Below are 13,731 nucleotides of genomic sequence, written 5' to 3'. Positions count from 1 at the left end.
CTGGGCATGCAGGAACAGCTTGAGGCGCTTGTAAATCAGCATGTCGATGGACAGGTTCTTGTACACGGCCTTGGAGAAAGAGTCTTTCAGGTCCTCGACGCAAAGTTGAAGCGACTGCTCATTCTGGCGGCGGTTGTTCGTAGCGGCATAGTCGCGCAGACGCTCTATACCTGGTGGCATGTCATAAGGAATGATCGTTTCATCATTGCCTGTCTCACTGTTTTCCTCTATGTTCACTGTCGAAACTGTAAACGAGCGGGCATCATCCGTACAGTTCAGGCAAGGGTTGCCGTCGGTGATCGGCTGCAGGAAAGTACGCCACTGGTTGGCCACAAACTGGAACTGCACAAACCGAAGCACCACCGGGTCGGCAAACTCAGTCATGTACATGCGCATGAAACGGATCGACTTGAAGCCATTGATGTTGCCCACATTGCCCGTTGGCTGGCGTACCGGCACGCGGAACTGGTACCAGGTTACCTCCTCACCAGTTCTGGTGTCCACGATCTTGTCCACGATGTAGTTCTGGCCTACGCTCATGTCACCCGGCTGCAGTCGGATCTTATACTCGTAGTACTGCTCCAGGTCACTGATCACGTTGTCGCGGTTCAGGTCTTCCTTGTCCGGGAAAGCATAGTTAGAGAAACGGCTTTGCTCCGGTGAGTTGCCCTCCATGCCGTTGAAGCGCTTGTAACGTTCCAGAATGCCGGCATTTTGCTGGTCGTAGCTCGCATCCAGGTGGTGCAGGAAGTTATCAGCTGACGGGTCGGAGAGGACATTTTGAGGTGCTCCGCCAGGTATTCGGCCCAGGAAGGTATTCTGGAAAAACTCACGCTCTGCATTATCGCCTAAACCATCGAGGCCTATATCCTGGAATGCACGTGCGCCTGGCACAGCCGAGAAAGCATCGGTCAGGAATTGCTGTGTGGTCACGCGGCCCCACTCGGTAGTCTGTAAGTTCTGGTTATCACTCGCGGAGGTTGGCAGGCCGTTCTCAAATGAGTAGCGGTTGTCTTTCAGAATATCCTCCGACACATTGCCCAGGTTAAGCACAAGCTCGCCTCCTTCGTTGCTTACGATCGGGTTGCCGTTGGCATCTTTCCGTCCGTTCGGTCCTGTCAGGAAAGGATCCATGAGCCAGAACTCCACATACTCCACGTTGGCATTGTCAAAGTCTGTATCAAAGGTAATCTCACGGCTGATACCGCCCCAGTTCTTGCGCGGGTCGCCCTGCAGTCTGCCCTGTGCGTCCAGGTTGGGATTGTAGTTGTACTGCCCGCGCTCCCGTGGGTAGTAAGCCATATCGAAGGTATACTCATAGGCGTTGGCAATCTCACGGTCACGGCCAGGGAACACTTCGTAACGGGGAACAGGGCGCACATAATGGTTCCGGAGTTCTTCGTCGTTGATATTGCTCGGGCGCAGGCCTTCGCTGTCCCGGTAGAAGATCTGGTCGATGGTATACCAGGCCACACGGGCACGGTTGTAGGCATGCTCCAGGCCATCGCCCTGCGCCAGCGGGGCAGGAGTGGCAGCTAATCGCCATGTAGTGTTGTTAAAGCCCCCCAGACTAAACGGTGTTTCGGCGCCTTCAAAGTCATCCAGGTATGAGGTGCCGTCTTCGTTCACCGGCGACTTGGACGGTGAGGGTACCAGATGTGCAAACTCACCGCTGAAGGTCACGCTCGACGGCACTTTTGTCTGGATGAACGGAATCATATCCGTCATCTTCGTCAGGAAGCGCGACTCCCGGTTGAAGTTCACATCCAGGCCATAAATTGTGTTGTTGGTTGGCTCGTCGCCGATACTCACGCGGTTGATGTAAGGCCGCTCGTTCAGGTGGAGCACGGTGCCGCCCAGATTCAGGTCATTGTTCACGCGGTAGTCGAAGCGGGCGCCGAGAAGTGTCCGAGGCTGAATATTGAGCAGTTCAGCTTTTTCATAGGTCACACGCAGGTCACTGGCCGACGCGATGTAGCTCGGATTCAGGATCTTGATGCGGCCCAGGTCATAGAACACCTGGTAGTCGGTGCCTTCTTCCAGACGTGTTCCACCCGAGTATACTGCTACCGAACCCTCGGCAATACGGAAGCCCGGCAGCATGATCTCGTCCGTAGAGCTGGCCTGGAAACGGCCTTTGAGGAAGAACTTTGCCTTCAGTGTGTTCTGCTGGGCATCAGTCTGGGTCTGTTCGTAGAGCTCCTGGAATACGTAGCGTTCGATCAGATCCTGCCGTCCTTCAAATTGGCTGGCCAGGTATGAGCCAAACGGCTCCACCACCGGGAAGATGATACGCCCGGTCTCGGGGTCAATGGTTATACCTTCCAGGAAGTCGAAGTTGCCATCGCGTGGTTTGTCATTGTTCGTATTCACGTTATCCAGGTTGAGCACCTCGATCAGCGGGATGTTCTGGATTGGGCTCGGCTCTTTCAAGCTCGTGATATCGACGCCTGTTTCGTCGTCTTTGTATACGATCTGAAGTTGGAAGTTCTGACGGTTCACCTGTGTCGCATCCAGGCTGTAGACGTTTTTCATCATCAGATCCCAGGTCGGATACTCCAGGGCCGGGTTGGTGGCCTTCAGCAACTTCATGTGGATAACCTGGTCGTCACGCAGGTTCTGATAGTCCTCCATCAGCTCACCTACCTTGTAGGTCTGGCCATTATAAGTATACTCAAAGGCTACGCCTAGTACCTGGTCAGGTAGCAGGGCTGTGGTAAGCGAGATATAACCCAGCTGTGGGTTGAACTTATACTCACGCGGGTCCAAACGACGGGCGCGCACATGTTCAAAGTCGATGGCTTTCTGCAGACCCAGGCTTCTCAGGTATGCGTCTACCTGGTCGTTGTTACGGGCGCTGGGGTTATTGGCGATCTGGCCATAAAGTCCGTTGGCATTGTTAGCGGCCGGAGCCAGTGGGTTGCGCTCAAACTGATTGCGGAATGGGTCCGCCTCCCCGAGGTCCATGTAAGCCACCATGTTACGCAGGTTCTCAGTGCCGCGGTTGTTGTTGGTCACGTACAGTTCCAATCGGCGAATCACGATACCGGAGTTCACCAACGGCAGGTTCTGCAAAGTACGGTCGTAGCGGCCCTGAAGAATTGCGACAGGAAGAAGTGGCGGTCACGGTCGTAGTTGTCGGCCCTGATCTCGAATGGCTTGTTCTGTGCCCCGTTCTGGATCACCACTTCGTCGTTACGTCCGCGCACGTTGGCGGCAATGGTGGTTACGCCCAACCGGCCGAACTGAAGCTGTGTTTTCACACCGAAGAGGTTCTGGGCGCCGGTGATGAGGGAGTTGTTGAGCGGCAGGCTCACGTTACCGGCCTCTATCTTGCGAATGATCTCCTCCTCAAAGCCGGTATAGTCCAGCTTCATGTTGTTCTCGAACTCGAAGTTGGCGTTGTTGTCCCAGTTAAAGTTCAGGCGCATTTTCTCACCGATCTTACCCACCAGGTTGAGCGAGATGTTCTGATCGAAATCAAAGTCACCGGTGCGCTGCTGTCGAAGGGGGATGGACGGGTTCTCGTTGCGGTTAAAGCGGGCTCCGAATTTCAGGTTGACATTACCGTTCGGCTGAATGTCCACAAAGTTTCCTCCGAACACGCGGTCAAACACCGGGCTGATGTAGATCTTGGGTACCAGGCGGCGACCGCTTACTACGCTTTCACCATCCAACCCAGCGGACTTGCTGCGCCAGTAATCGCGTATAGCCTGTTGGCGCTGGTAGCGTGAGTACTCCTCCCATGACATGGTAGATGGCAGGCGGTAGTCCAGTTCACCCATGCGCTCGTTGATGTTGTACTGCTGCAGGCTGTCGTCAAGCTGTATCTCAAGCTCAATATTAGACGGCTGACCTAGTAGCAGGGGCGAAGAGCTTGGCCGGGTGCCAAAAGGATTCCCAAGCCGATCGCTCGGCGTAAAAGTCGGGCGGCGACTTGGGATATAGGGTTGTAGTCGGGCAGAGTCCTGCGGAATGGTATCCTGTTGGAAAAAATCTGAAAAAATAAGGGTTTGAAACCTGCTGTGTGAACGCAATGCTGCAGCCTGCGACCACCATGCCAGCATAGTGATAGCAGCAACCGTAGCAAACAGCAGGCTGTTTTTTTTACTTTTCCAGATCAAGTTGGGCTCTACCGATTAAGAAGACTTTAAGGCAAATTTTATAAGTTCCTCTACGCTAAGGCTTCTGTCCTCCCGCTTGATGATTGCATCGAGCGTTTTCTCTGCCACGTTCTTGGCAAAGCCTAGTGTAACTAATGCTGATAACGCTTCTGCCCGTGACGTATTGTGTGCAGAAACCGGAACTACTGTGCTACCAGCCAACATGGTTTCTTTCTTTATTTTATCTTTTAATTCCAATATGATGCGCTGCGCAGTTTTGGCCCCGATTCCCTTCACATGCTGAATCGTACGCACATCTTCCCGCACTATAGCCTGCTGCACCTCGTCTACCGAAAGTGATGACAAAATCATAAGCCCCGTATTGGTCCTACACCTGATATGGAGATCAGGTGCAGGAAGGTTTCCTTCTCGGCGGCCGTAGTGAAGCCATACAAGGTATGAGCATCCTCCTTGATGTGCAGGTAGGTATGCAACTTGCAGCGCTCTCCCTCTGGCAGCGACGAATATGTGCTGAGGGAGATCCTGATCTGATAGCCTATGCCATTGACGTCAACAATGACATAGGTTGGATCTTTTACGGCAAGCTTGCCATCAATGTATGCAATCATCTATATATGTTTATTATTATAGTTTTGAGCATCTACGACAGCAATGGCCACCATGTTAACGATTTCACGGATAGAACTGCCCAGTTGTAGAATATGCACAGGTTTGCGCATACCCATCAATACCGGGCCAATCGCCTCAGCACCACCTATTTCCTGTAGCAGTTTGTAGGCAATGTTGCCCGATGTAAGCGTCGGGAAAATAAGTGTGTTCGCTCCTTTGTCCGCTAGTTCGCTGAATGGATAATGCTCCTTCAGCAGGTGTCGGTTCATGGCCGTATTCGCCTGCATCTCGCCATCTATCATCAGGTCAGGGTAGCGCTGCTTTGCTTTGCGCACTGCCTCAGCTCCTTTGTTAGGTATGTCACCCTGTACCGAACCAAAGTTAGAGTACGACAATACGGCCATGCGAGGCTCTGTGTCAAAGAAACGAACAGCACGGGCTGTCAGGCCAATGATATCTACCAGTTCATCGGCAGTCGGGTTTACGTTTACGGTTGTATCGGCAAAGAAATAAGGCTCTTTTTTGCTCAGGATGATGTACATACCTGCCACTTTGTTTATACCTTCTTCAACCCCTATTATCTGTAAGGACGGTAGAATGGTTTTGGAATAGTCGCGGGTAAGACCTGAGATAAGTGCATCTGCTTCGCCGGTTTCGAGCATCATGGCACCGAAGTAATTGCGGTCGCGCATCTGGCGGCGGCTGTCAAACAGCGTAAGGCCTTTGCGCTGGCGCTTTGCGTAAAGGAGTTGGGCAAACTCTTCGCGCTTTTGCTCTTCTTCGTATGGGTCGATGATCACGCAGTCGTGCAGGTCCAGGTTGGTTTCCTCAATGATTGCGGCAATACGTGCTTTGTTGCCCAGCAGGATCGGGTTGGCAATGCGCTGCTCTTTTACGATCTGAGCCGCTTTCAGGATCTTGTAATGATCTGCCTCGGCAAATACTACCGTTTTCGGGTTCTTCTTGGCCTGGTTGGTAATACGGGTCATCAGCTTCTGGTCGATGCCGATGCGCTCCTGCAGTTCTGTCTCGTAAGCCTCCCAATTGGTGATCGGGTGCTTGGCGACACCACTCTCAATGGCTGCCTTTGCCACCGCCGGCGATACCGTGGTGATCAGGCGTGGGTCGAGCGGCTTAGGTATAAGGTAAGTGCGGCCAAAAGAAATGGTGTTGTCACCATAGGCCTTGTGCACCATCTCCGGAACAGGTTCTTTCGCGAGGTCCGCCAAGGCGCGCACAGCAGCTAGTTTCATCGCTTCGTTGATCTCAGTGGCGCGCACATCCAGTGCTCCTCTAAAGATATAGGGGAAGCCAAGAACGTTGTTTACCTGGTTCGGATGATCTGAACGGCCTGTTGCCATGATCAGATCCTCACGGGTTTCCATTGCCACGGCGTAAGGAATTTCCGGGTCTGGGTTAGCCAGCGCGAATATGATCGGATCGTTCGCCATCAGTTTCACCAGCTCAGGATCCAGCACGTTACCAGCCGAAAGTCCGATGAACACGTCAGCACCTTTCATGGCCTCAGCCAGGATGTTGATTTTGCGCAGCGTTACAAACTGGGCACGGTAAATATCAAGGTCGTTACGCTCCGGACGGATGATACCGTCCTTGTCAAACATCACGATGTTGTCAAGTTTGGCGCCCAAAGCCACATAAAGCTTGGCGCAGGCAATGGCGGCGGCACCTGCCCCGTTCATCACGATCTGTACTTCTTCGATTCTTTTGCCAGCGAGCTCCAGTGCGTTCAGCAAAGCTGCAGCCGAAATGATGGCCGTGCCATGCTGGTCATCGTGCATGAGCGGAATATTCATCTGCTCTTTCAGCGCGTTCTCTATTTTGAAGCTTTCAGGAGCCTTGATATCCTCCAGGTTAATGCCGCCGAAGGTCGGCTCCAGCGATTTCACGATTCGGATGAATTCCTCAGGGTCGGTGCAATCTATCTCAATGTCGAATACATCTATACCTGCAAATTTTTTGAACAATACACCTTTTCCTTCCATTACTGGCTTAGAGGCGTCAGGACCAATATTTCCCAAGCCCAGTACTGCAGTTCCGTTTGAAATTACCCCTACCAGGTTTCCTTTTGCGGTATATTTATAAACATTCTCTTTGTCAGCGGCTATTTCTTTGCAGGGCTCAGCTACTCCAGGAGAGTAAGCCAGAGCCAGGTCATGCTGTGTGCTCAGCATTTTGGTCGGCACTACTTCTATTTTGCCGGGCTGGCCCTGCATGTGGTAGTTAAGTGCGTCCTCTTTGTTTACTTTGATCATGGTATGCGTTGTTGTGTTATCTCGTGTTATGTTCCCTCGCACTTTTAGCTTATGCCAATGAGGCGAAAGCTAAAAGCCAATTTGATAAGATTTTATGGTTTATCAAAGCCGTAATCGACAAAGATACGTTCTGAAAAACCTTCATCTATCAGAATATTGTGTTTTTTATCAGACAGCTGATAATCTGAAGCTGGCAACTGTGACGTATTGCAATAAATTGATAATACAAGCAGGCTATAAACGACGAAACACCCTTCAGTTGGAAGAGTGTCTCGCTGGTTTTATACCTATCAGCTTAACCTAGAATCAGCTGTTGCCCAGGTTTGATTGCGCTGTTTTTTAGTTTGTTCAGCTTCTTTATTTTTTCGACTGTCACCCCTTCGTGACGTTGGGAAATAGTCCAGAGTGTATCGCCTGGCTGCACATGATAGACGCGCTCTTGTTGAGCTTTACTTTGAGCTGGCTTAGCTTTAGCTGGTGCGCTGGTTACTTTGTTGGTATTGTTTCCGGCAGATGCTAACAATGCCGGACTTGCTTCCGGGGCGGGCTGCCATACCAGTAGTTTGTCCTGTACTCTGATAGAAGAACCATCAAGCTTATTCCATTCTTTCAGGTCCTCTATCGAGACACCATACTTGCGGGCAATACCGAACAGGTTGTCGCCACGCTGCACAACATAGGTTGCCTGCACCAGACTATCTTTAGAAGCTTCCAGGGCAGAGGTAGAGGCCAGCATAACTGGTGACTCGGCTGGCGGTGCAATATGTTTGGCAGGTGGAGGCGTTGGAGCCGCAGCTAACAAAATACAACTTTGCTCAGCAGCCAGCAGCTTGGTCGCCTGTGCCGGAATGCGCAGCTTGTAATTGCGCATAGTAGCGGGGAGTGTCGTCTGCTTTAGCTCGGGATTTAAGGCCACCAAAGCCATGGAGTCTACATGAAGTTCGGTAGCCAGTTTTTTCAGGTCCAGCGCCTGGTTCACTTCCAGATAAGCATATTCAGGTGCATAAAGAATGGAATCAGAGAAGATATTATGCTCTGGGGCATACTTCATGGCGTAGATCACGGCAGTCATGGAAGGCACGTAGCTTCGTGTTTCCTTTGGCAGGTATGGGAAAATCTCCCAAAACGTCTTTTTGCCACCGCCTGCTCTTCTGATCGCTTTGTTTACATTACCCTGGCCACAGTTGTAAGCAGCCATAGCTAGTTCCCAATCGCCATACGTACGATAGAGCCTGCTCAAAAAGCGCATCGCCGCATCTGTGGACTTCTCTATGTCCATGCGCTCGTCAATGTACTGATCCTGGTTCAAGCCATACTCTTTGCCAGTTGACTTGATAAATTGCCAGGGGCCAACCGCACCAGCCCAAGAGGCTGCTTTCGGGTTCAGGCCAGACTCTACAATGGAAAGGTACTTGATGTCCTGCGGCATGTTGTACTTCTTCAGGTACTTCTCGTAGATCGGGAAATACACATTTTCGCGGGAAATCATGGTGCGCGTATACTTTCTGTTACGGACAGTGAAGTAGTCGATGTGGTTGCGCACAAATTTGTTGAACACCAACGGTATGTCAGCCTCAATACAGCTCAGCCTGTCCTGAATCACCTCGTCGGGCTCATAAGGGATGTACTCTACGAGCAGGGCCATTTCCTCTTCTGAAAGGAAAGTGGTGTCTGCTTTTAGTTTTCTTAAAGAATCCTCTGCTGTGTGCCTTTCGAACCTGATCGTATAGCCAGAAGCCTGGGCATGGAAAGCCCATATACTTCCAACCAGTGCTGCAAGTACTGTAAAGAGTCTAAACTGCATCATTATATTTTATGCTTCAACGGTTAGCTTGTCCAGTATGTAATTTGAGAAGGCCAGCAATTGCGGCTCCTCAAATGAGCGGGTCATTAATTGTAACCCGATGGAAAGGCCATTGGCATCGCGACCTACCGGAATAGAAATGGCAGGAACACCAGCTAGCGAGGCCTGAACCGTAAAGATGTCAGCCAAATACATGGCCAACGGATTCGCCGTATTCTCCTCTAGCCTGAAGGCTGTAGTAGGAGCGGTAGGCAATATAAGAAAATCATAATTTTGCAGCAACTCGTCTGTCTTCTCTTTTATGAGACGACGCACACGCTGTGCCTTGGTATAGTAGGCGTCGTAGTAGTCGGCGCTCAGCACGAAGGTGCCCAGCATGATGCGGCGCTGTACCTCCGGACCAAAGCCCTCGGCACGCGTTTTTTTGTAAAGGGAGGTAAGATCGGTTGCGTTCTCGCTGCGGAAGCCATACTTCACGCCATCAAAGCGTCCCAGGTTTGAGCTGGCCTCCGCTGTGGTGAGAATGTAATAAGTAGGTACCATGAAATCCAGGTATGGGAATTCCACGGCTTCAACCTGGTGACCTGCGTCTTTGAGCATATCTTTCACGCCCAGGATGCTTTCTTTTACCTCGGCGTCCAGACCTTCGCTCTCGAAGCAGTCACGGATATAACCAATTTTGTACTTTTTATCTGACTCCAGCATCTGACTGTAAGCAGGTACCGGGCGATGGCTTACTGTGCTGTCATACTCATCGCTTCCAGCCATTACTTCCAATAGCAGGGCGGCGTCTTCCACACTCTTTGAAATGATACCGATCTGGTCGAACGAGGAGGCATAGGCGATCAGGCCATAGCGGGAAATGCGCGAGTAGGTAGGCTTTAAGCCAACTACACCACAAAAAGAAGCAGGCTGGCGCACAGAACCGCCCGTGTCAGATCCAATCGAAGCCAAGCAAAGGTCTGCCTGCACGGCTACGGCCGAACCACCAGACGAGCCGCCCGGTACGCGGGTCGTGTCATCGGCATTAAGCGCAGGTCCGAATGAAGAGTTCTCGTTAGAAGCACCCATTGCGAACTCGTCACAGTTCTGTCGACCGATGATAATAGCATCTTCTGCAAGCAGTCGCTGCACGGCTGTAGCTGTGTAAAGCGACTTAAAGCCGTCAAGAATCTGGCTGGATGCCTGCAGGGAGTGACCTTCATAAGCAAGCACGTCCTTTAGGCCGATTACCATACCTGCCAGTTTGCCGGCATGGCCTGAAGCGATTTTCTTGTCTACGGCGTCAGCCTGGGCAAATGCTTCGTCCTCGAATATCTCCAGAAAAGCATTTAGCTCAGGTTTCTGCTTAATGTTATGAAGGTAGTGCTCTACCAGCTGTCTGCACGAAAGTTGCCCGTTGGCAATATCGCTGCGAATGTCACGTAGTGAATGGTATGGTTTCAAACTATTCAGGCTTTTTTATGTCCTTGATGGAGCGTTCGAGCTCGTTCTGGATTTCGTTTTTGGCATCGTTAAAGCTACGGAGACCGCGGCCGGCAGAACGTGCCATGCCTGGAAGTTTATCGGCGCCAAAAAGCAGAAGTACTGCGGTTAGTACAACAAGAATTTCTCCTCCTCCCAGGTCTGCCAGGAAGAGGAGAATTGCACTAAGTATCATAAAGCGTTATGCCGGAAATTACTTTACAGGAGTATCCTTTGTTGAGTTTTCCAGATCGTCTTTGATCTCTTTGGTCGCATCTCTAAACTCGCGGATACCACGGCCCAGACCTCTTGCAAGCTCTGGAATGCGCTTTGCTCCAAAAAGAAGCAGAATCACCACAAGGATCAGGATTAACGAACCACCCCCAATGTTCTGGATAAATGCTAGTGTGTTGGTAAGTACCATAGTCTTAAAATTTAAGATGAATTGCTGCAAAAATAAAGCTTATATTTTAATTAAACCCACATTTGGCTACATTAGTTTACCAGCATGTCAATATCTTGAATTTCGCGCTGGAGTTGCATTCTTGTGGGGCAATTATAATGTTATCAGGCTCTTTGCAAGTTGGTTGCAACTTCAGCTGGCCGAAGGCGTATAGATTGGCAAATAAATTTCAGATTCTCCCGCAGACGCCATGTTCCTGAGCTATTTTGGTATGTCTTTTTCCCAAAATGGAAAAATGGTTTCCTGTGGAGGGAAAAATTGGGTTGTGTGATACATGTCTTAAGGCTGATAATCAGCCAGTTGGTTCTTTTGATATTTTTGGCAAGCTACTTGTAATATGCCTTACGCAGCCGAATCGCACTGAATCACCCAACCGGGGTAGAAATGAAGTCGCAATCTAAGAAGAAAACAAATATTAAGTTTTTTTAATCTTCTGTTTGCAAGTGTAATTTAAAGGTTGTAAATTAATCCTAGAAATTTAACACCGTCCTTCCATACTGGGAGAAAGTGTCTGAATATAATTTTAAGTTTGTTTTCATAGCTTGGAAAGGCACCCTGCTTTGTAGGGTGTTTTTTCTTTATAGGGGTATAGAAAGTAAACCTATAAAGTAATTAGAAGCCAAAAAGCGCAGTGGACACCTTAAATGGTAATCCGCTGCGCTTTTTTTATGGCAGATATAACATGAGGTCTACTTTGGTCTGATCCAGCTTTCAGGGTTTAGATTGGTGTTGTTTTTCCAAAGCTGGAATTGAAGTTCAGTAGTGCCGTTGGCATCCGTGTACACTGTGCCAATTACATCTTTCGGCTTGACATCCTGTCCCTCTTTAACACTGACCGTACGCAGCTTGGCGTATACCACAAAGTACTCTCCATGCTGCACCATCACAATGTTATTCATGCCCGGCACACTGGCGACTGTTAATACCTTGCCCTCAAAGATTGCACGCGCAGGTTCTCCCTGGCTGGTCTGTATGTCGATGCCATTGTTTTGAGTGACCACTCCTTTTAGTACCGGGTGGTTGTGGCGACCGAATTTCTGAGATATAAAGCCACGATCCACAGGCCACGCAAGACGTCCCTTATTGCCAGCGAACGATGATGAAATCAGGGCCGCCTCCGGGGTAAGGGTGATCTTGCTTGCGCTTCCGCTGGTGGCGCGGCCTTCTTCACGAGCAGCTCGGGCGGCACGGGCCATTTCTTCCTTCACAATATCGGCGATCAGGTTATCGAGCTTTTTAACTGCCTGCTGGCGCTGGGCCACTTCTCTCTTAAGCTGCTCTTCCTGCTTGCTCAGTTTTTGGATCATGCCATCCTGCTGGGTGCGGAGCGATAGTAGATTTTTGTTCTCCACCATCTGCTTGTCAAGCAGACTGCGTTTTTCTTCCCGCTGCGATTCCAGCGTACGGAGCTGGCCGGTGAGGGCGGCCTGTACCTTGTTTATCTGCTCCACCTGTTTCTTGCGGGCCTCAGAGTACTGCTGCAGATAGCGCAGGCGTCGCACCATCTGGTTGAATGAATCGGCTGCGAAAACGAACATGAGCTTGTTGTAGCTGTTGGCGGTTTTGGAGGCGGCGTATACCATGGTGGCATACTCAGCTTTCAGGCTTTCCAGGTCGGCTTGCAGCTCACCTACAATGCCTTCTGTTTCCTTCATGCCTGACTCTAATAGCTTTATTTCGCGTGAAATAGTGCTGATAACACCTTTCTGAACAGTTATTTTTTCCTGAATGGCATTGAGCTGGCCAATAGAAGCTTCTTTCTGCACTTTGGTTTGCTGCAGAATGCGGTTCGCTTCTTTGATACGGTTTAGGTTTTCCTTTTTCTCTTTCTCGAGCTGCGCCTTCGATTTTTGTTTCTGGGCTTGGGTAGTCAGCGGCAACAGCAGAACGATCAGAAAAAAGGCTGATTTGTAAAGGGCCTTCATCAGAAATAGGGGTATACTACACTTAGCTTACAAATATGGCAAAACTAAATGGCTCGAACCAGAACCCCGAAGATTTTATTCGGCTAAAGGCGCTTGTAACCAGAAGGAACGCTGAAGGGGAACTCCAGTACATCTTCAGAAACGGTGACTTTACTGTGGTTCAGATTGAAATCAGAAATCTGGCCTGACTGCAGTATCTGGGCCAGCATGTTGTGCGCAAAAGGGACTTTGCCCAAAGGCTGAAAGCCCTCATACTGTACCACAATGCTATTGCCGGAAAGCTGGTCTTTTACGTTGAGCTGCTGCAGCTTCAGGTTTTCGGAGCTGATGAAGTAGTCGAAGAGCAGGTTCTGCCGCAGCTGCTGCACATGTTGCATCTGCCCCTGGTTGGTGGCTTTTTCGGAGCCGTTGGCCTGGTAGTTGCCCAGCAGGATGGCCTGTACCACCTGAAAGTCGAGTGCTACGTTGAAGCGCTTGCTCAAGAAGGCGTAATCAGTGGCGGCGTACTCGCGCTGGATGCGGTTCATCATGTACACTGAGTCAGGTGTCAGCTTGATGCGGGCTGCTTCTATACCTAACCCTGGCAACACCGAGATCCAGATTACGCTGTCTTTCTGCATGCGCAAGGCATAGCCTGAGGACGTGCTCTGGCCTTTGTCATCAAACTTAAGCTGGCCACGGGCATTCAGGTAAGTGAATTCCAGATTTTGGACGGTGACATTACCAACTGTTTCAGTGGCGGCGGTTGCGGCAGAAGGGATCGTTTCTTTTTTGCAGGCGGAAAACAGGACTATGCTCAAGAGGCATAGCAGAAGCTGTTTATTCATAGAGTTTCTTTTCTTTTATCTTTCTGTCAAGGAAAGCGGAGGCTTCTCCCTTAAGCTTGGCTTTTTCCCACTGCCTGACAGCCTCGTCACGCTTGCCGAGTTTGAACAGCACATCACCGTAATGCTCCACGATGGTAGCGTCCTYGAGMAATTCCGAATTCCGAATGTTAACCAAGCCTTACCGKAACCGTCCTTGAGGCCATTCCGAATCCGATTGGTTAACCAAGCCTACGTAACGTCCT

The 13,731-nt window shown here is 50.4% G+C and carries 8 protein-coding genes and 2 pseudogenes; all 10 read right to left on the bottom strand.

All coding sequences use genetic code 11. The features are described from left to right. Window positions 1-4,067, bottom strand: a pseudogene (sprA, locus tag O71_RS06205) (cell surface protein SprA); the annotation flags it as partial. Between the two features lie 72 nt (window positions 4,068-4,139). Continuing rightward, a pseudogene (gene ruvA, locus O71_RS06200) lies at window positions 4,140-4,732 on the bottom strand (Holliday junction branch migration protein RuvA). Beyond that, window positions 4,733-7,006 carry an NADP-dependent malic enzyme gene (locus O71_RS06195; RefSeq protein WP_007654426.1) on the bottom strand — a complete coding sequence of 758 codons (2,274 nt, stop codon included), beginning with the start codon at window positions 7,004-7,006 and terminating at the stop codon, window positions 4,733-4,735. A gap of 295 nt (window positions 7,007-7,301) precedes the next feature. After that, window positions 7,302-8,813 (bottom strand): lytic transglycosylase domain-containing protein, encoded by a 1,512-nt coding sequence (locus O71_RS06190; protein ID WP_007654423.1) that lies wholly within the window; start codon window positions 8,811-8,813, stop codon window positions 7,302-7,304. 6 nt (window positions 8,814-8,819) lie between these two features. Then, window positions 8,820-10,256, bottom strand: coding sequence for an Asp-tRNA(Asn)/Glu-tRNA(Gln) amidotransferase subunit GatA (gatA, locus tag O71_RS06185; RefSeq protein WP_007654422.1), 1,437 nt, complete (start codon window positions 10,254-10,256; stop codon window positions 8,820-8,822). Window position 10,257: 1 nt separating this feature from the next. Further along, a complete protein-coding gene (locus O71_RS06180) occupies window positions 10,258-10,470 on the bottom strand; it encodes a twin-arginine translocase TatA/TatE family subunit (RefSeq protein WP_007654420.1) in 213 nt (70 codons plus the stop codon). An 18-nt stretch (window positions 10,471-10,488) separates the two neighbouring features. Continuing rightward, window positions 10,489-10,698, bottom strand: a complete 210-nt coding sequence (locus O71_RS06175) for a twin-arginine translocase TatA/TatE family subunit (protein WP_007654419.1) — start codon at window positions 10,696-10,698, stop codon at window positions 10,489-10,491. 728 nt (window positions 10,699-11,426) lie between these two features. After that, window positions 11,427-12,662 (bottom strand): murein hydrolase activator EnvC, encoded by a 1,236-nt coding sequence (locus O71_RS06170; protein ID WP_007654413.1) that lies wholly within the window; start codon window positions 12,660-12,662, stop codon window positions 11,427-11,429. Window positions 12,663-12,745: 83 nt separating this feature from the next. Next, window positions 12,746-13,462 carry a DUF4292 domain-containing protein gene (locus O71_RS06165; protein ID WP_237717729.1) on the bottom strand — a complete coding sequence of 239 codons (717 nt, stop codon included), beginning with the start codon at window positions 13,460-13,462 and terminating at the stop codon, window positions 12,746-12,748. 19 nt (window positions 13,463-13,481) lie between these two features. Next, window positions 13,482-13,619 carry a hypothetical protein gene (locus O71_RS06160; protein WP_007654411.1) on the bottom strand — a complete coding sequence of 46 codons (138 nt, stop codon included), beginning with the start codon at window positions 13,617-13,619 and terminating at the stop codon, window positions 13,482-13,484. Window positions 13,620-13,731: the final 112 nt, after the last annotated feature.

This window comes from Pontibacter sp. BAB1700 (assembly GCF_000277005.1).
Classification (GTDB): Bacteria; Bacteroidota; Bacteroidia; order Cytophagales; family Hymenobacteraceae; genus Pontibacter; species Pontibacter lucknowensis.
This window is presented reverse-complemented; position numbering and strand designations above follow the sequence as displayed.

Bases quoted from the DNA above. Each gene is read 5' to 3' on its own strand.
- O71_RS06195 (WP_007654426.1), bottom strand. From the start codon at position 7,006: ATGATCAAAGTAAACAAAGAGGACGCACTTAACTACCACATGCAGGGC.
- O71_RS06190 (WP_007654423.1), bottom strand. From the start codon at position 8,813: ATGATGCAGTTTAGACTCTTTACAGTACTTGCAGCACTGGTTGGAAGT.
- O71_RS06180 (WP_007654420.1), bottom strand. From the start codon at position 10,470: ATGATACTTAGTGCAATTCTCCTCTTCCTGGCAGACCTGGGAGGAGGA.
- O71_RS06175 (WP_007654419.1), bottom strand. From the start codon at position 10,698: ATGGTACTTACCAACACACTAGCATTTATCCAGAACATTGGGGGTGGT.
- O71_RS06170 (WP_007654413.1), bottom strand. From the start codon at position 12,662: ATGAAGGCCCTTTACAAATCAGCCTTTTTTCTGATCGTTCTGCTGTTG.